Below are 18924 nucleotides of genomic sequence, written 5' to 3'. Positions count from 1 at the left end.
ATGGTAGCGGTCCCGGGTGGCCGGAACGTACCCGTGTTCGATGTGTGATGTTCGCGTGACAATTGCCTTGAATGGGCCTGTCGAGGCGGTGTCTGTGTGGCTACGCTGCGCGGATTGTCCGGGCGGGTGAGCCGAAGGGGCGCCCCCGGAGGCGAACCGCCCCATCAAGGCTGCCTGGAGGTACGGATGCGTCGCTCTGCCGCGCGGAAACTGACGGTTCTGGCGGTTTCGGCCGCCGTGGTGTCGGTGGGGGCGGCGGCGCCACCGGACCCGACGGCGGGGACGGCGGCGAAGGTTCCGGTGGCCGTCGGCTACGGCGGCGCGGTCGCCAGCGTCGACGCGGACGCCTCCGCCGCCGGCATCGAGGTCCTGAAGAAGGGCGGCAACGCCGTGGACGCGGCCGTGGCGACTGCCGCCGCACTCGGCGTCACCGAGCCCTACTCCTCCGGTATCGGCGGAGGCGGCTACTTCGTCTACTACGACGCCAAGTCCCGCACGGTCCACACCATCGACGGCCGGGAGACCGCGCCGCTGACCGCCGGCTCCGACCTCTTCCTGCAGAACGGCAAGCCCCTCGCCTTCGCCGACGCCGTCAGCAGCGGCCTGAGCGTCGGCACCCCGGGCACGCCCGCCACCTGGCAGACGGCCCTGGACGAGTGGGGCAGCAGACATCTCGGTACGGTCCTCGAGCCCGCCGAGCGCATCGCCCGCGACGGCTTCACCGTGGACGACACCTTCCGCAGCCAGACCGCGTCCAACGAGAGCCGCTTCCGCTACTTTCCGGCCACCGCGAAGCTGTTCCTGCCCGGCGGACAGCTCCCGGTCGTCGGGTCGACCTTCAAGAACCCCGATCTCGCCCGCACCTACGAGGAGTTGAGCAGAAAGGGTGTTGGCGCGATCTACGACGGGGCTCTCGGCGAGGACATCGTCCATACCGTGAACAACCCCCCGGTGGACCCGGGTTCCGGCTGGAACGCCCGCCCCGGCAGGCTCTCCGCCGCGGACCTGGCCGCCTACCGCGCCAAGCCGCAGGCGCCCACGAAGACGTCGTACCGCGGGCTGAAGTTCTACTCGATCGCGCCGTCCTCCTCGGGCGGCACCACGGTCGGCGAAGCCCTCAACATCCTTGAGAAGACCGACCTTTCGAAGGTCTCCGAGACGCAGTACCTGCACCACTTCATCGAGGCCGGCCGCATCGCCTTCGCGGACCGCGGGCGCTGGGTCGGCGACCCGGCCTTCGAGGACGTACCGACGAAGGAACTGCTCTCGCAGAAGTACGCGGACTCGCGCGCCTGCCTGATCAAGGACGACGCCGTCCTCACCAGCCCGCTCGCGCCCGGCGACCCGCGCAACCCGGCGGCCTGCTCCACCGCGGGCACGGCGGCACCGACGACCTACGAGGGTGAGAACACCACCCACCTCACGGTCGCCGACAAGTGGGGCAACGTCGTCTCCTACACCCTCACCATCGAGCAGACCGGCGGCAGCGCGATCACCGTCCCCGGCCGTGGCTTCCTGCTCAACAACGAGCTGACGGACTTCTCCTTCGCCCCGGCCAACCCGACCGTGCACGACCCGAACCTGCCCGGTCCCGGCAAGCGGCCGCGCTCCTCGATCTCCCCCACGATCGTGCTCGACCGGCACAACCGGCCCGTCGTGGCCCTCGGTTCGCCCGGTGGCGCGACCATCATCACCACCGTGCTGCAGACCCTCACCGAGTTCCTCGACCGCGGGCTGCCGCTCGTCGACGCGATCGCCGCTCCACGCGCCAGCCAGCGCAACGCCGCCCAGACCGAACTCGAACCCGGCCTCTACAACAGCGACCTGAGGGCCCGGCTGGAGGCCATCGGCCACAGCTTCAAGCTGAACCCCGAAATCGGCGCGGTCACCGGCGTCGAGCGCCTGCCGGACGGCAGGTGGCTGGCCGCGGCGGAGAAGGTACGCCGGGGCGGCGGCTCGGCGATGGTGGTGCGACCGGCGGGGTAGGTGCCGGGGCCCGGGAACGCAGGCGGCTCCGGGGTACGTTCCGCGTGCGGGTGAGCCGCGGACAGACCGGCTCACCCGTCGGGCACACATGGCCCGGCTCGCGCTGGACACACGCCGCCTGGCCATCCGGCGAGCGCGGCCCGGCTTGCGTCTCCCCGCCTGTGCCCTGCGCGGCTACCGGCTGTCCCGGTCCCCCGGCGTAGGCGCGTCGGCGTCCGTGTCCGCCGCCGCGGGGCCGGCCTGCGCGTCGGGTGATTCCCGGGTCGTCTGCGCATCCGGGGTCGCCCCGCCCGGCTCCGCGACCGGTGCTGCCGGTGGCTCCTGATTCGGCTCGGCGTGGAACGTCAGTCGGCTGTCCGCCACGTCCACCGTCACGCGGCTGCCCTCGGTGATCGTGCCGTCGAGCAGGAGGCGGGAGAGCTGGTTGTCGACCTCGCGCTGGATGGTGCGGCGCAGCGGCCGGGCGCCGTACTCCGGCTGATGGCCGCGCTGCGCGAGCCAGCCGACGGCGGCATCGGTGAACGCGACCGAGATGCCCTGGGCGTGCAGCAGCCGGCGGGTGCGCTCCAGGAGCAGGTCGGTGATCTGCCGCAGCTGCTCGGTGGTGAGCTGACGGAAGACGACGATCTCGTCGATGCGGTTGAGGAACTCCGGCCGGAAGTGCTCACGCAGCGGCCGCAGGATCCGCTCGCGCCGCGCCTCCTCGTCCGCCTCCTCCCCGGCGCTCCCGAACCCGATGCCCGCACCCCGCCCGGTGATCGCCTCGGAGCCGAGATTGCTGGTCATCACGATGACCGTGTTGGTGAAGTCCACCGTGCGGCCCTGGGAATCGGTGAGCCGGCCGTCGTCCAGGACCTGCAGCAGGATGTTGAAGACGTCGGGGTGCGCCTTCTCCACCTCGTCGAGCAGAAGCAGCGAGTACGGATGCCTGCGCACCACCTCGGTGAGCTGGCCGGCCTCCTCGTGCCCCACGTACCCGGGCGGGGCGCCGACCAGCCGGGAGACCGTGTGCCGCTCCTGGTACTCGCTCATGTCGAGGCGGACCATGCGGTCCTCGCTGCCGAACAGCGCCTCGGCCAGCGCCCGGGCCAGCTCGGTCTTGCCGACGCCGGTCGGGCCGAGGAACAGGAAGCTGCCGATCGGCCGGTCCGGACTGGCCAGCCCGGCCCGGGAGCGCAGTACCGCCTCGGCCACCACGGCGACCGCCTCGTCCTGCCCGATCACCCGCTGATGGAGATGCTGCTCGAGGCCGAGCAGCCGCTCCTTCTCCTCCTGGGTGAGACGGCTGACCGGGATGTGGGTCAGCCGGGACACCACTTCGGCGACCGCCTCGGCCGTCACCTCCAGGTGCTGTCCCTCGTCGGCCTCCTCGCCGCCGCTGGTCTCGGTGATCCGCTCCTTCAGCCCGGCGATGCGGTCACGCAGCTGGGTGGCCTGCTCGTACTGCTCGTCCGCGACCGCCTGGTCCTTGTCCCGGACGAGCTGCTCGACCTCGCGCTCCATCGCGCGCACGTCGGTGCCCTTCGTCCGGGCGCCGAGGCGCACCCGCGCGCCCGCCTGGTCGATCAGGTCGATGGCCTTGTCCGGCAGCCGGCGGTCGGTGAGATACCGGTCCGACAGCTCCACGGCGGCCACCAGGGCCTCGTCGGTGTAGCGGACCTGGTGATGGGCCTCGTAGCGGTCGCGCAGCCCGCGCAGGATCTCGATCGTGTCCTCGACCGTCGGCTCGGGCACCAGGATCGGCTGGAAGCGCCGGGCCAGCGCCGCGTCCTTCTCGATCCGGCGGAACTCCTCCAGGGTGGTCGCACCCACGATGTGCAGCTCGCCGCGGGCCAGGGCGGGCTTGAGGATGTTGCCCGCGTCCATCGCGCCGCTCTCGCCGCCCGTCCCGGCGCCGACCACGGTGTGCAGCTCGTCGATGAAGACGATCAGCTGGTCGGAGTGGGCGCGGATCTCGCCCACGATGTTGTTCAGCCGCTCCTCGAAGTCCCCGCGGAACCGGGTCCCGGCGACCACGCCGGGCAGGTCCAGGGAGACCACACGGCGGCCGATGAGTATGTCGGGCACGTCCCCGTCGGCGATCCGCTGGGCGAGCCCCTCCACGATCGCGGTCTTGCCGACACCCGCGTCGCCGATCAGCACCGGGTTGTTCTTGCCGCGCCGGGAGAGCACCTCGATGGTCTGCTCGATCTCCTCGCCGCGCCCGATGACCGGGTCGATGCGGCTCTGCGCGGCCATTTCGGTCAGGTCGCGGCCGTACTTGTCGAGGGTCGGCGTCGACGCGGGCCGCTGCCGGTCGGTTCCGGTGCGTGTCCGGTCGGTCTCGGGCGCGTCGGCCGGCATACCGGTGGCCGCGAAGTGGGCGGCGCCCAGGATGTGCCCGGCGGCCGAGTCCGGGTTCGCGGCGAGCGCGCTGAGCACGTGCTCCGGGCCGATGTACCCGGCACCGCTCGCCCGTGCCAGGTCGTGGGCGTCGAGCAGGGCCCGTTTGACGGCCGGGGTGAGCGAGAGCGAGGTGGGCGGCGGGACATCGCCCGGCGGGTGCTGCACCGGGCCGGACCGTTGGTCGATCTCCGTCGCCAGGCTGTCCGGGTCCGCGCCCGCGCGGCTGAGCAGACTCCGGGTGGGCTCGGTGGACAGGGCCGCGCGCAGCAGGTGCTGGGTGTCCAGGTCCCGGCTGCCGTGCTCGGCGGCGTACATGGCCGCGCCGCGCACGAGTTCCCTGGCAGGCTGGCTCAGCAGCCGGCCTATGTCGATGTGGCGGGGGCCCTGCTGGGGGCCGCCTCCGCCGAAGAACCGGGACAGGAACTCACCGAAGGGGTCGGGAGGGTAGCCGTCGGTCATGACGTTCCGTTCCTTTGGTGCTCGTTCATAACACCTTGGCACGGATGGGGGCGGAGGGCACCTTACGGGCAGGCCGTCCTGCCGGCCCGCCGCTCGGTGAGAATCCGTGGGCCCGTCCGGGTGATCGCCACCGTGTGTTCCACGTGTGCCGCGCGGGAGCCGTCGTTCGTGCGCAGCGTCCAGCCGTCCGATGCCGCGAAGTAGCCGTCCCGGCCGCTCGCGATCAGCATGGGCTCGATCGCCAGGACCATGCCGTGCCGCAGCGGCAGGCCCCGGCCGGGCCGGCCCTCGTTCGGCACGTCGGGGTCCTCGTGCATACGGCGGCCCACGCCATGGCCCCCGAAGCCTTGCGGCACGCCGTATCCCGCCGCGCGGCACACCGAGCCGACGGCATGGGCGATGTCGCCGATGCGGTTGCCGACGACGGCCGCCGCGATGCCCGCGGCCAGGGCCCGCTCGGCGGTGGCGATCAGGCGTACGTCCGCCGGGCGCGGTCTGCCCACGACGAAGCTGATCGCCGAGTCGCCGGCCCAGCCGTCCAGCTCGGCGCCGCAGTCGATGGAGACGAGGTCGCCGTCGCGCAGCCGGTAGCGGCCCGGGATGCCGTGGACGATCGCGTCGTTGACGGACGCGCAGATGACGGCGGGGAAGGGGGTGGGGGCGAAGGAGGGGCGGTAGCCGAGGAACGGAGAGGAGGCACCGGCCCCGCGCAGCACCTCGTGTGCCACCTCGTCCAGCTCCTTCAGCGAGACGCCGACGGCCGCGGCCTCCCGCACGGCCGTCAGGGCCCGCCCGACGACCTGGCCGGCCGCGTGCATCGCGTTGATCGACGTGTCCGTCTTCAGCTCCACCATGCCAATTACTATACCGGTATTAGAATGACGGCATGGTACGCACCCCACTCACCCCCGAAGCACGCGAACGCGGCGAGCGGCTCGGACGGTTGCTGCGCGAGGCCCGCGGCGGCCGGAGCATGACGGACGTCGCGGCCGAGGCGGGCATCTCGGCGGAGACCCTCCGCAAGATCGAGACCGGCCGGGCTCCGACCCCGGCGTTCTTCACCATCGCCGCGCTCGCCCGTGCGCTGGGTCTGTCCATGGACGAGCTGGCGGACCGCTGCGTCCCACTGGAGGTGTGAGCGGACCCGCCCACCTCGGCCGTCGTCGGGCACCGGCGGACCGCCCGCCACAGTTCCTCGTGGGGGATGTGACCCTCGCCGCCGGCCGCGCGGCCCGTTCCGTGAAGGACGCGCGGCCCGTTCCGTGAAGGACGCGCGGCCCGTTCCGTGAAGGAATCGTCCGCCGTGGGTCAAGGCTGGGAAAGGTGCCTGCTGGGCACCCTGCGTGGCGGTCGCGGTGCCGGGTGTCATCACCCAAGTGTCTCCGGACGGAGAGATCGGTGCACTCGCGCTGAAAACTCCCCGTAGCCGTGCCGTAACACTGCTGGTGTTTTCTACAGAGCCGGAGTGGCTCCGGTCTGGCGGGAGTTGGGTGATGGCTGTGGATCAACTCCCCCGGCGGGTAGGGGAGTTCGCGAACTACCTGGACGGTCTGCTGGCGCGCCTGGACCAGCGTGACGGCTGGTGCGGGGTGTTCTGGCAGCGTGATCCGGACGGTATGCAGGCCTGTCTCGAGGGGCGTGAGGTGCCCCCGTGGGACGTGGTGGGCGCGCTTCTGCAGGACCTCGCGGCGGCGTACGGCGCCGCGGTCGCCGGGGTGGAGGCGGAGCGGGCCCGGGCGTTGCACACGGCCGCGCTCACCGCGTACGACGCCCGGCCGGGCGGCCGCGACGCCCTCGGGGACCGGCTCGACGTCATGCTCCGCGAGCAGCGGTACGCGGCCGAACGGCAGGCGGAGCTGGGCCGGGCGCTCGCCGCCGCGACCACCCCGGACGAGGCCGACGCCATTCGGCTCGACCTGGCCTGGGCCCGCGACGACCACGAACGGGCGACTGCCCGGTGCGCGGAACTCCGGTCCCGCATGGCCGAGTCGGACCGGCGGGGAGCCGGCGGGGGCGTGCCCCGGACCGGTGAGTCGGGTGGGCCCGCCTGGGCGGTGCCGGACGACGGGAGCGCAGCCTCGTACGGCGACGCGGCCCCCGCACCCGCCCCGCACCCCGAGACCCCGCCCGAGTCCACCCCCACCACCGCCAAACAGCGCAAACGTCGCCGAGGCAGTGCCCGCTTCGCCGGCCTGGCCGAGGACGACATCGCGCCCGCCGTCGTACCGCAGACCCCCGTGCCGTCGCTGCCCGCACCGGACGCCGCCGGGGGCCGGACCCCGCGAGGGGCCCGGTTCGCCGGTGCCGCCCAGTCGGCGGAGCGGAGGCGGCCGAAGGTGGAGCCGCCGGACGCGGCGGCCGGGCGGGCCGTCGCCGACGCCGTGGAGACGCTTGAGCGGCTGCGCGGCGAGGGCCGTACCGGCGAGGCGCACGCCCTGCTGGTCGAGATCGCCCACTGGCCCGCCGCCCGCCTGCCGCTGCTCGCCGCGGAGCTGCAGCGCGCCGGGCTCGGCGCCGACTGGGCGACCCTGCTCTGGGAGGCCTCCTCGCTGCCCGCCGACCGGCTGGTCGCGGCCGCCGACGCACTGGTCGCGGCCGGTCGCGGCACCGACGGACAGCAGATCCTGCGCCAGGGCGTCGTACGCCCCGCCGCGGACATAGGCGAGGCCGTGCTGGCGCTGGCCGCCGAGGGGCGGACACGCGAGGTGCGTGCCCTTCTCGACGCGTACGTCCGTATGCGCACCCCGGAGGAGGCGGTCCGCAGCGTCGCCCCCGACCCGCAGCGGCTCGTCCCGCTCCTGCTGGAGGCGGCCCGGGGCGTCTCCGACGAGCGCCACTGGGACCTGGTCCATGCCTTCCGGGTGGCCGGTCAGTCCGCCTGAACGGGCCGCGACTCACCCACTGGAGTGTGAAACGTGATCGACTCCGCGGGTTAACGGCAATGGTCTTGGCAAGGCTCTCCCCGAGGCTTACGTTCGTCCCTCTACGGCCTGCGTCTACGGGCGTAGAGGCTCTGACGTCCCGCCGAAGGAGCAGCTCATGGCCAACGTCGTACGTGCCGCCCTGGTCCAGGCCACCTGGACCGGCGACACCGAGTCCATGGTGGCGAAACACGAGGAGCACGCCCGCGAGGCGGCCCGCCGGGGTGCGAAGATCATCGGATTTCAGGAAGTCTTCAACGCCCCCTACTTCTGCCAGGTCCAGGAGCCGGAGCACTATCGCTGGGCCGAGCCGGTGCCCGACGGCCCGACCGTGCGTCGTATGCAGGAACTCGCCCGCGAGACCGGCATGGTGATCGTGGTCCCCGTCTTCGAGGTCGAGCAGTCCGGCTTCTACTACAACACCGCGGCCGTGATCGACGCAGACGGGACCTTCCTCGGCAAGTACCGCAAGCACCACATCCCGCAGGTCAAGGGCTTCTGGGAGAAGTACTACTTCAAGCCCGGCAACGTCGGCTGGCCCGTGTTCGACACCGCCGTGGGCAAGGTCGGCGTCTACATCTGCTACGACCGGCACTTCCCAGAGGGCTGGCGGCAACTCGGGCTCAACGGCGCGCAGTTGGTCTACAACCCGTCCGCCACCTCCCGCGGTCTGTCCGCCTATCTGTGGCAGCTGGAGCAGCCCGCGGCCGCCGTCGCCAACGAGTACTTCGTCGCCGCGATCAACCGGGTCGGGCAGGAGGAGTACGGGGACAACGACTTCTACGGCACGAGCTACTTCGTCGACCCGCGCGGGCAGTTCGTGGGCGAGACCGCCAGCGACAAGGCCGAGGAACTCGTCGTCCGCGACCTCGACTTCGACCTGATCGAGGAAGTCCGGCAGCAGTGGGCGTTCTACCGCGACCGGCGCCCCGACGCGTACGAAGGGCTGGTGCGGCCATGAACGACCTCTACGACCGCCATCGCAACGTCCTCCCCGACTGGCTCGCCCTCTACTACGAGGACCCGCTCGAACTCACCCATGGCGAGGGCCGGTACGTCTGGGACGCCGACGGCAACCGGTACCTCGACTTCTTCGGCGGCATCCTCACCACGATGACCGCGCACGCGCTGCCCGAAGTGACGAAGGCGGTGAGCGAGCAGGCCGGGCGGATCCTGCACTCCTCGACCCTCTACCTCAACCGGCCGATGGTCGAACTCGCCGAACGCATCGCCCAGTTGAGCGGAATCCCGAACGCGCGCGTCTTCTTCACCACCTCCGGCACCGAGGCCAACGACACCGCCCTGCTGCTCGCCACCACCTACCGGCGCAGCAACACGATCCTGGCGATGCGCAACAGCTATCACGGCCGCTCCTTCAGCGCGGTCGGCATCACCGGCAACCGCGGCTGGTCCCCGACCTCGCTGTCCCCGCTCCAGACGCTGTACGTCCACGGAGGGGTGCGCACACGCGGCCCGTTCGCCGAGCTGAGCGACCCCGAGTTCATCTCGGCCTGTGTGGCGGACCTCAGGGACCTCCTCGGCCACACCCGTCCGCCGGCGGCGCTGATCGCCGAGCCCATCCAGGGCGTCGGCGGCTTCACCTCGCCGCCCGACGGGCTGTACGCGGCCTTCCGGCAGGTGCTCCAGGAGCAGGGCATCCTGTGGATCGCCGACGAGGTGCAGACCGGCTGGGGACGCACCGGCGAGCACTTCTGGGGCTGGCAGGCGCACGGCCAGAACGGGCCGCCGGACATGCTCACCTTCGCCAAGGGCATCGGCAACGGCGCGTCCATCGGCGGGGTCGTCGCCCGCGCCGAGATCATGAACTGCCTCGACGCCAACAGCATTTCCACCTTCGGCGGCACCCAGATCACCATGGCCGCGGGGCTCGCCAACCTCAACTACCTCCTGGAACACGACCTCCAGGGCAACGCCCGGCGCGTCGGCGGACTGCTCATCGAGCGGCTGCGGGCCGTCGCCGCACAGCTGCCCGGCGTACGCGAGGTGCGCGGGCGAGGGCTGATGATCGGCGTCGAGCTGGTCGGACCGGGCACCGACGAGGCCGACCCGCGGGCCGCCTCCGCGGTCCTGGAGGCGGCGCGTGAGGGCGGGCTGCTCATCGGCAAGGGCGGCGGGCACAACACCAGCGCGCTGCGCATCGCACCGCCGCTGTCGCTGACCGTCGCGGAGGCCGAGGAGGGCGCCGCGATCCTCGAACGCGCTCTGAGGAGCACCTTCTAGCACCGACCTGGACAAGGGAAGACCGGCATGACCACCACCTTGGAGCCCTGGGGAACCGCAGAGGCACCGGAACCCGCCCTGTCGGTCCGTCAGGTCCTAGGCCTGGAACGGGTACTGGCCGGAGAGCCCGAGGTGGTGGCCGGCGCCGGCCAGCTGGACCGGCTCGTGCGCTGGGTGCATGTGGCCGAGGCCGCCGATGTCGGCGTGATGCTCACCGGCGGCGAGATGGTGCTCACCACCGGGGTGCTGCTCGCCGGTGACGAGGCCAAGCAGGCCGAGTACATCCAGTCGCTGCACCGCGCGGAAGCCGCGGCCGTCGTACTCGGCCTGGGCCGGGCGTTCCCGGCCCCGCCGGACGTGATGCGCCGGGCCGCCGAGCGGTGCGGGCTGCCCATGATCGTCCTCCATCGGCCCTTCCCCTTCGCCGAGCTGACGGAGGAGGTCCAGTCCCGGCTGGTCCGGCGGAAGTTCGCGGCCGTCAGCCTCTCGGAGTCCGTACGGACGGCCCTGACCGGGCTTATCACCACGGGCGCCCCGCTGCAGCACCTGCTCGACGAGGTGGCCCAGCACAGCGGCTGTCCCGTCGTCGCCAGCAACCTCGCCCATCGCGTCCTGGCCACCGCGGGCGAGCGGTCCGCGGTGGACGACGTGCTGCGCGACTGGGAGCGCATCGCCCGGCAGGCGGGCGGCAGCGAGGGCGACGGATGGATCCGGGCCGAGCTCGGCGGACGTGGGGAGCGCTGGGGGTGGATCGTGCTGTGCGGGTACCGGGGCGACACGGCAACCGGGCGGCTGCTCGCCGACCGGGGCGCCGAGGCGCTCGTCCTGCACCGCATGCTCGGCGACGGCTCCGCCCACACCTGGGAGGAGCAGTCGGCGCAGAGCCTGCTGACCGACCTTGTCTCCGGCGTCGTACCGGCCCGGCAGCTGCTGCCACGGGCCCGGGCCGCCGGACTGCCGGTCAACCGGCGGGCCTTCGTGCCCCTGGTCGTACGGGACTGTGAACCCGCCCAACTCGACCGCGTGCTGCGGATGCTGGGGCTCCCGGGGCTCGTCGCCGAGCTCGCCGACGGTGCCACCGCCGTGCTGCTCAGCCTCGCCCGCGACCAGGACGCCGACGCCCTCGCGGCGCACTTCGCGGCGCGGCTGCGCACCGAGTCCGCACAGGCCCGTACGGTCGTCGCCGCGGCCGGCCCGCGCACCGTCTGGGACGACGTCCCCGCCGGGCTGCGCGAGGCCCAGCATGTCGCCGACGCCGTCGCCGACTCCTCGGACGCCCTGGACCTCCCGGCCGTCGTACGTCTCAAGGACGTACATCTGCGGGGTCTGATACGGCTGCTGCGGGACGACCCGCATGTGCAGTCCTTCGCGGAGCGGGAGCTGGACGGGCTGCTGTGCGATCCCGGCCAGGACCTGCTCGACGTGCTGCGGACCTACCTCGCCACGGGCCGCAACAAATCCCGGACCGCCCAGCTCCACCATGTCTCCCGGCCCGCGCTCTACCGCCGTCTCGAGGCGATACAGGCGCGGCTGGGCGTCGACCTCGACGACTTCGAGCAGGCGGCGTCGGTGCACATCGCGCTCCTCGCGCATGACGCGCAACAGGGTTGAAACAAACGATGACCTGGGAAAACGGCGGTGAAACATGGGCGGACGAAGTCGTGACACCGTGACACGCCGGACGCCCGCAGACGTGACACGCTGCAACTCAAAGCCTGCTTTCGGACTTTCTAGGCTCCTGGGGCGGGTGCCGGAGGTCGCGTCTGCCCCGCGACGCCCGGCACGCTCCCCCAAGCTCTCCGAGCAGGGGGGACACCCACTCGCCGCACCGGACGCAGGCCCGAGTACATCCCGTACGAGGACCTGCGCCCGGCACGCCGAGAGCACGCACCGGACGCCGCAGGGCCCGCCCTCCGGGCGTACGGCGCGACCTCCGGCACCCGCCCCAGCACACCGAGCGACCGGAGGTCCCGATGAGCAGAGTGATCCGTGCCGCCCTCTTCCAGACCGCCTGGACCGGCGACAAGGAATCGATGATCCAGGTACACGAGCAGGCGGCCCGCGACGCGGCCGCGCAGGGTGCTCAGGTCCTGTGCTTCCAGGAGCTGTTCTACGGACCGTATTTCTGCCAGGTACAGGACAAGGCCTTCTATGAGTACGCCGAGCAGATCCCCGACGGGCCGATCGTCAAGCGCTTCCAGGCGCTGGCCAGGGAACTGGGCATCGTCCTCGTCCTGCCCATGTACGAGGAGGAGCAGCCGGGAGTCCTCTACAACACCGCGGCCGTGATCGACGCGGACGGCTCCTACCTCGGCAAGTACCGCAAGCACCACATCCCGCAGGTCCCCGGCTTCTGGGAGAAGTTCTACTTCCGCCCCGGGAACAGCGGCTGGCCGGTCTTCGAGACCGCCGTCGGTCGGATCGGCGTCTACATCTGCTACGACCGCCACTTCCCGGAGGGCTGGCGCGCCCTGGGGCTCGCGGGCGCCGAGATCGTCTTCAACCCGTCGGCCACCTCGCGCGGACTCTCCCGCTACCTGTGGCAGCTGGAGCAGCCGGCGGCGGCCGTGGCCAACGAGTACTTCGTCGGCGCGATCAACCGGGTCGGCGTGGAGGACCTGGGCGACAACGACTTCTACGGGACGACCTACTTCGTCGACCCGGAGGCCCAGTTCGTCGGCGAGGTGGCGAGCGACAAGGAGACCGAACTCGTCGTCCGCGACCTGGACCTGGCCAAACTCCGCGAGGTCCGCGACCGCTGGCAGTTCTACCGGGACCGCCGTCCCGACGCGTACGGCCCGCTGACGGCTCCGTAACCGGCCTGCACGGCCGTCGGTCCGGGGCGCGGGGGGCCGGACCGGCGGCACCGACCTGCACCACACCAGTGTTGAACACGGCAGGAGAGGGAGTATGAGCAGCCGTACCGTCATCCGAGGCGGTCTCGTCATCACCGCGTCCGACGAGATCCATGCCGACGTCCTGATCGAGGACGGCCGAATCGCCGCCCTCGCCGCCTCCGGCACCCCGGCCGCCGAGGCGTTCGGTGCCGAGAGGGTCATCGACGCCACCGGGAAGTATGTGATCCCGGGCGGGGTCGACGCCCACACCCATATGGAGCTGCCGTTCGGCGGCACCTTCGCCTCCGACACCTTCGAGACCGGCACCCGGGCGGCCGCCTGGGGCGGTACGACCACGATCGTCGACTTCGCCGTGCAGAGCGTCGGCCACACCCTGCGCGAGGGCCTCGACACCTGGCACGCCAAGGCCGAGGGCAACTGCGCGATCGACTACGGCTTCCACATGATCGTCTCCGATGTGAACCAGGAGACGCTCAAGGAGATGGACCTCCTCGTCGAGGAGGGTGTGACCAGCTTCAAGCAGTTCATGGCCTACCCGGGCGTCTTCTACTCCGACGACGGCCAGATCCTGCGCGCCATGCAGCGCTCCGCCGAGAACGGCGGCCTGATCATGATGCACGCCGAGAACGGCATCGCGATCGACGTCCTGGTCGAGCAGGCGCTGGCACGAGGCGAGACCGACCCGCGGTACCACGGCGAGGTCCGCAAGGCGCTGCTGGAGGCGGAGGCCACCCACCGTGCGATCAGGCTCGCCCAGGTCGCCGGCGCGCCCCTGTACGTCGTCCACGTCTCGGCGATGGAGGCGGTCGCCGAGCTGGCCCGGGCGCGCGACGAGGGGCTGAACGTCTTCGGCGAGACCTGCCCGCAGTATCTGTTCCTGTCCACGGACAACCTGGCCGAGCCCGACTTCGAGGGCGCCAAGTACGTGTGCAGCACCCCGCTGCGGCCCAAGGAGCACCAGGCCCAGCTCTGGAAGGGCCTGCGCACCAACGATCTGCAGGTGGTCTCCACCGACCACTGCCCCTTCTGCTTCGTGGGCCAGAAGGAGCTCGGCCGCGGCGACTTCTCCAAGATCCCCAACGGTCTTCCCGGCGTGGAGAACCGTATGGACCTGCTCCACCAGGCCGTCGTCGACGGGCACATCTCGCGCCGCCGCTGGATCGAGATCGCCTGTGCCACCCCGGCCCGGATGTTCGGCATGTACCCGAAGAAGGGCACCATCGCCCCGGGCGCCGACGCCGACGTCGTCATCTACGACCCGCACGCCGAGCAGATCCTGTCCGCCGAGACGCACCACATGAACGTCGACTACTCGGCCTACGAGGGCAGGCGCGTCACCGGCCGCGTGGAGACCGTGCTCTCGCGCGGCGAACTCGTCATCACCGAGCGGGAGTACACCGGACACGCCGGCCACGGCGTCTACACCCCGCGCTCCACCTGTCAGTACCTCAACTAGGAGTGGCGCCCATGGACTTCGGACTCGTCCTGCAGACCGACCCGCCGGCCTCCCGCGTCATCAGCCTGATGAAGCGGGCCGAGCGCAACGGCTTCACCTACGGCTGGACCTTCGACTCCGCCGTACTGTGGCAGGAGCCGTTCGTGATCTACAGTCAGATCCTCTCCAACACCTCGAAGTTGACGGTCGGCCCGATGGTCACCAACCCGGGCACCCGCACCTGGGAGGTCACCGCCTCCACCTTCGCCACCCTCAACGACATGTTCGGCAACCGCACGGTCTGCGGCATCGGTCGCGGCGACTCGGCGATGCGGGTCGCGGGCCGCAAGCCCAACACCCTGGCCCGGATCAGCGAGGCCATGAAGGTCATCCGCGCGCTCGGCCGTGGCGAGGAGGCCGACCTGGGCGGCACGGTGGTGAAGTTCCCGTGGATCAAGCCGGGCGCCGAAGTCCCCGTGTGGATGGCCGCGTACGGCCCCAAGGCCCTGAAGATGACCGGCGAGGAGGCCGACGGGTTCATCCTCCAGCTGGCGGACCTCTATCTGACCGAGTACATGGTCAGGGCCGTGAAGGACGCGGCCGTGGCCGCCGGGCGCGACCCGTCCGAGGTGAAGATCTGCGTCGCCGCCCCGGCGTATGTCACCGAGGACGACTCGCCCGAGGCGCTCGCCCACGCCCGCGAGCAGTGCCGCTGGTTCGGCGGGATGGTCGGCAACCATGTGGCCGACCTGGTCTCCAAGTACGGTGAGCACTCGGCCCAGGTGCCCGAGGAACTCACCGACTACATCAAGGCGCGCGAGGGGTACGACTACGCGCACCACGGGCGCAGCGGCAACCCCGACACCGAGTTCGTGCCCGACGAGATCGTCGACCGGTTCTGCCTCATCGGACCGGCCGCGAAGCACATCGAGAAGCTCGAGGCACTGCGCGAGCTGGGCGTAGACCAGTTCGCCGTGTACGACATGCACGACGCACAGGAAGCCACCATCGACGCCTATGGCGCGCAGGTGATCCCGGCCGTCAACGGCTGACCGTCCCCCTTCCCCGCGATCTCCCCCTTCCCGCCGTCCAGGGAAGGGGGCCCAGGGCGCTCCCGGCTTCTGTGTCATGGGACGCGCACCCCCCTCGGACCCGCACGGCCTCTCCCGTCCCGCCTTCTCCGATTGGCCTGCCCATGACCGACACCGCTCCCACAGCGATACCGTTGACCGCTCAAGTCACCCTCGCCGACGGCCGGGTGGAGATTGCCCCCGGTTCGCCGCAGCCCAGCGGCCCGTACGCCAACGAGGACCTGCTCCCGGTCCCCGTCTCGCGGCGCACCTGGACCACGTACAACTTCTCCGCGCTGTGGGTCGGCATGGCCCACAACACGGCCTCCTGGACCCTGGCCTCCGGGCTCATCGCGGTGGGCATGGACTGGAAGCAGGCCGTGTTCACCATCGCGCTGGCCAATCTGATCGTGCTGGTCCCGATGCTGCTGACCGGGCACGCGGGACCGAAGTACGGCATTCCCTTCCCGGTCTTCGCCCGCGCCGGCTTCGGCGTCCGCGGCGCCAACCTCCCCGCCGTCGTACGGGCGTTGGTGGCGTGCGGCTGGTTCGGCATCCAGACCTGGATCGGCGGCGAGGCGATCTACTTCCTCGCCGGGAAGCTGATCGGCGACAGCTGGACGGGCGCCTCGGCGATCGGCGGCTACGCCTGGACCATGTGGCTGTCGTTCGCGATCTTCTGGGTGATCCAGGTCGCGATCATCTACCGGGGCATGGAGACGATCCGCCGCTTCGAGAACTGGGCGGCGCCCTTCGTGCTCGTCGGCGCGTTCGTGATGCTGGCCTGGATGAGCAACAAGGCGGGCGGCGTCGGACCCCTCTTCGACCAGCCCTCCAAGCTCGGCTGGGGCGAGGACTTCTGGAAGCTGTTCTGGCCGTCCCTGATGGGCATGATCGGCTTCTGGTCCACCCTGTCCCTGAACATCCCGGACTTCACCCGTTACGGCAAGAGCCAGAGGGCACAGACGTGGGGACAGGCCCTCGGTCTGCCGACGACGATGACCCTGTTCGCCTTCCTCTCCGTGCTGGTCACGTCCGGTTCGCAGGCCGTGTACGGCAAGCCGGTCTGGGACCCGGTCCAGCTGGCCGCCAAGACCGACAACGTGGTCGGTCTGCTGTATGCCCTGGTCACTGTCCTGGTGGCGACGCTGTCCGTGAACATCGCGGCCAACCTGGTCTCGCCCGCGTTCGACTTCTCCAACATCGCGCCCAGGAGGATCAGTTTCCGCACCGGTGCCCTCGCCACCTGCGTCCTCGGCGTGCTGATCTTCCCCTGGAAGCTGTACTCCGACCCGCAGGGCTACATCTTCACCTGGCTCGGCCTGGTCGGCGGTCTGCTCGGCACGGTCGCGGGCATCCTCATCGCCGACTACTGGATCCTGCGCCGCACCCGCCTCGACCTCACCGACCTGTACCGCTCCGGCGGGCGTTACTGGTACGCGGGCGGCTGGAACTGGCGGGCGGTCGTGGCCTTCCTGGCCGGCGGTGTGCTGGCCGTCGGCGGCGCCAGCTTCAAGCCGCTGATCGACGGCAGACCCGTCCCGGCGCTCTCCTCCCTCGCCGACTACGGCTGGGCGGTCGGGCTCGGCACATCGCTCGTGCTGTATCTGGCGCTGATGCTGCTGACCGGCGGCCGGAAGCAGGAGGCCGCCGTCTGACGACGCACGGTCCGGCGCGGAGGGCGGTCAGTTCTTCTGGCCGCCCTCCAGTGCCGCGACCGCGTCCCTGGCGGCCTTGATGGCGCCCTTGTTGATCACGTCGGAGTCGGGTGCCTTCTTCGTCTCGAAGTCACTGCCGTTGTAGGTGACCACGACGAGCGCGTTGGAGACACGGGCGATCACCACGCCCTCGCGTGTCTGCTGCTTGTCCTCCGTGGTCACGTTCACCACGGAATAGGCGGAGTCACCCAGGCCCGGAACATCCCCTCCGCCGCTTTTCTCCCCGATGCGATCCTTGTACTGCTTCTGCGCGATTTCGTCGGAGTCGGTTATCTCGTAGGAGACATCGAGCCAGCGGTAGTCGTACCCCTTGAGCGCGTTCCAGGAGCAGGTGCGGCGCAGCTTCGTGTCCGTCGACGGGATCTCCTTGCCGGCCGTCTTGGCGCCCGGCACCAGGGAGGAGATGGTCTTGACCGCCACGCTGGTGCAGGGCGCGGGCGCGTCGGCGTACGACTTCGACACCGCCGTCGACGACGGGGCGGTGGGCGACTGGCCGGCCGTCTTCTGGTCCGACCGGTGCTCGGCCGCCGGTGTCGCGGCGAACGGACCGGACGCCAGCGCCCAGCCTGCCGTGGCGAGCACGGCGACCGGCGACAGACGCGCGGTCAGAGCGAGCGGCAGAGGAAGATCACGCAAGGCGCACTTCTCGTGGGGGAGGGGTGCGGAGGGAGTCCACACTGCGGACGGGACGCCAGTGTCACACGACTCCCTGTGAGGCGGTAGTGAAAACTCGCTCCGTGCCTGCGCGGTGACGCTGGAGTGTTGACGGCCCGTGTGCGCCGCTCTCCGACCCGGACCGCATCCGTGAAGTCCTCGCGGGATACGAGGAGGTGACGGTGGCCCGGTCACCACCGGGACGGTGTGCGGCCATGACATTCCGGACGCCGCCGACTTCCTGCCGCCGGGACCGGACACGGAGGAGCCGCCGCGCGAACCGCCCGTCCGGCCGCAACGCGCGCGCCGGATCGCCGGACGCGGACGTGCGTTCCGCGAAGAACATGACCCACCTCGGCTGATGACGACGTCGTATCCGGCGGGCCGGCACGGCTGCACCTGCGCGTCGGTGAGTTCATGGGCGGCGTTCGTGATGCCCTCGTCCGCGCCGCTCCGGCGGGCGCGGTCCACAAGCGGTGCCGAGATGTCGACCCCGACCGCGTGCCCGGGCCGGCCGGCCCACCGTGCCGTTCCGGGCCTCCGCCGGACGGGGATTGCCGACCGATTCACGATGTTTCCTGGGTGATTCGTGCGGTAAGGGTGCTTTCGATGCGGTCGACGGCGGCGAACGCGCCGTATGCGACGGGATGCACCAGACGGTGGTCGGCGTGCTCCCGGCGGCTCCGGGCCGCCACGTCCTCGTCCGTGACGCGGTACGGCACCAGGGCCGCCAGCAGCGCCAGGCGCGCCCCCGGACGCTCGGCACGGTCCGGCGGGGCGGGCCGGGTGAGCGATGGGTGCGAGCCGTCCCAGGCGCGCAGGGCGTCGCGTACGAGGGCCCGGTCCTCGGTGTCGAGGAGGCCCGCGCCCGCGGCGGCGGCCGTGCGCAGCGCCGCCGTCTGGTGACGGCCGCATCAGCGCCGGACGGCTGGAGTTCTGGCGCACTCGGGACGTGCTGCGACGGCTGCTGCCCGCGGCGCCCGCACACGTGCTGGACGTCGGCGGCGGCAGCGGAGTGCACGCCCAGTGGCTCGTGCGGGACGGGCACACCGTCGAACTCCTCGATCCCGTACCCCTCCTTGCACGGACCGACGTGGTGTCCGAGCACGGCAGGCGCCCCTCTCCACGGGAGGACTGCCGAGACCTGGCTGGACGACCCCGACCGCCGTGAGGCCGTCCTGGCGGCCACCCGACGCG

At 71.3% G+C, this 18924-nt stretch carries 14 protein-coding genes and 1 pseudogene; 11 read left to right on the top strand and 4 right to left on the bottom strand.

All coding sequences use genetic code 11. From position 1 onward, the window contains the following. The first annotated feature begins 186 nt into the window (after positions 1–186). Positions 187–1986, top strand: a complete 1800-nt coding sequence (gene ggt / locus Q8A52_RS25970) for a gamma-glutamyltransferase (RefSeq protein WP_316755720.1) — start codon at positions 187–189, stop codon at positions 1984–1986. Between the two features lie 174 nt (positions 1987–2160). Here ggt and Q8A52_RS25965 read toward each other — a convergent pair whose 3' ends face one another. Together Q8A52_RS25965 and map are read right to left on the bottom strand one after the other, a co-directional pair. Beyond that, on the bottom strand, positions 2161–4830 hold the full coding sequence (locus tag Q8A52_RS25965) for an ATP-dependent Clp protease ATP-binding subunit (protein WP_316755718.1): 2670 nt from the start codon (positions 4828–4830) through the stop codon (positions 2161–2163). Between the two features lie 62 nt (positions 4831–4892). Then, positions 4893–5684, bottom strand: coding sequence for a type I methionyl aminopeptidase (map, locus tag Q8A52_RS25960; protein WP_316755716.1), 792 nt, complete (start codon positions 5682–5684; stop codon positions 4893–4895). A 32-nt stretch (positions 5685–5716) separates the two neighbouring features. Between map and Q8A52_RS25955 the strand changes: the two genes are divergently transcribed. The 9 genes from Q8A52_RS25955 (at position 5717) to Q8A52_RS25915 (ending at position 17013) form a co-directional block, all read left to right on the top strand. Continuing rightward, positions 5717–5968, top strand: a complete 252-nt coding sequence (locus tag Q8A52_RS25955) for a helix-turn-helix domain-containing protein (protein ID WP_316755714.1) — start codon at positions 5717–5719, stop codon at positions 5966–5968. Between the two features lie 355 nt (positions 5969–6323). Next, entirely contained in the window at positions 6324–7712 is a 1389-nt protein-coding gene (locus Q8A52_RS25950; RefSeq protein ID WP_316755712.1) for a hypothetical protein, read from the top strand. Positions 7713–7869: 157 nt separating this feature from the next. Continuing rightward, positions 7870–8712, top strand: a complete 843-nt coding sequence (locus Q8A52_RS25945) for a nitrilase-related carbon-nitrogen hydrolase (RefSeq protein WP_316755711.1) — start codon at positions 7870–7872, stop codon at positions 8710–8712. Beyond that, complete coding sequence (locus tag Q8A52_RS25940; RefSeq protein ID WP_316755709.1) at positions 8709–9992, top strand: aspartate aminotransferase family protein; 1284 nt, start codon at positions 8709–8711, stop codon at positions 9990–9992. The genes Q8A52_RS25945 and Q8A52_RS25940 overlap by 4 nt, the downstream gene beginning before the upstream one ends. 27 nt (positions 9993–10019) lie before the next feature. Beyond that, the gene (locus Q8A52_RS25935; RefSeq protein ID WP_316755707.1) at positions 10020–11603 is read left to right on the top strand and encodes a PucR family transcriptional regulator; all 1584 of its coding nucleotides are present in this window, start codon (positions 10020–10022) and stop codon (positions 11601–11603) included. A gap of 362 nt (positions 11604–11965) precedes the next feature. Continuing rightward, positions 11966–12808: a nitrilase-related carbon-nitrogen hydrolase gene (locus tag Q8A52_RS25930; RefSeq protein WP_316755705.1), complete on the top strand. Its 843-nt coding sequence runs from the start codon at positions 11966–11968 to the stop codon at positions 12806–12808. Positions 12809–12902: 94 nt separating this feature from the next. Continuing rightward, a complete protein-coding gene (gene hydA / locus Q8A52_RS25925) occupies positions 12903–14306 on the top strand; it encodes a dihydropyrimidinase (protein ID WP_316755702.1) in 1404 nt (467 codons plus the stop codon). Between the two features lie 11 nt (positions 14307–14317). Beyond that, positions 14318–15337, top strand: a complete 1020-nt coding sequence (locus Q8A52_RS25920) for a TIGR03842 family LLM class F420-dependent oxidoreductase (protein WP_316755700.1) — start codon at positions 14318–14320, stop codon at positions 15335–15337. 143 nt (positions 15338–15480) lie between these two features. Continuing rightward, a complete protein-coding gene (locus Q8A52_RS25915) occupies positions 15481–17013 on the top strand; it encodes an NCS1 family nucleobase:cation symporter-1 (RefSeq protein ID WP_316755698.1) in 1533 nt (510 codons plus the stop codon). A gap of 27 nt (positions 17014–17040) precedes the next feature. On the opposite strand, the gene Q8A52_RS25910 is transcribed toward Q8A52_RS25915, so the two are convergent. Then, a complete protein-coding gene (locus tag Q8A52_RS25910) occupies positions 17041–17709 on the bottom strand; it encodes a hypothetical protein (RefSeq protein WP_316755696.1) in 669 nt (222 codons plus the stop codon). Positions 17710–18293: 584 nt separating this feature from the next. Next, positions 18294–18623 (bottom strand): annotated as a pseudogene (locus Q8A52_RS25905) (carboxymuconolactone decarboxylase family protein); the annotation flags it as partial. A gap of 56 nt (positions 18624–18679) precedes the next feature. On the opposite strand from Q8A52_RS25905, the gene Q8A52_RS25900 reads away from it, so the two are divergent. Continuing rightward, positions 18680–18898, top strand: coding sequence for a methyltransferase domain-containing protein (locus Q8A52_RS25900; RefSeq protein WP_316755694.1), 219 nt, complete (start codon positions 18680–18682; stop codon positions 18896–18898). Positions 18899–18924: the final 26 nt, after the last annotated feature.

The organism is Streptomyces herbicida, assembly GCF_032656585.1.
Classification (GTDB): domain Bacteria; phylum Actinomycetota; class Actinomycetes; order Streptomycetales; family Streptomycetaceae; genus Streptomyces; species Streptomyces herbicida.
The sequence above is the reverse complement of the archived record's forward strand: the minus strand, read 5'-3'. Positions and strand labels throughout refer to the sequence as shown.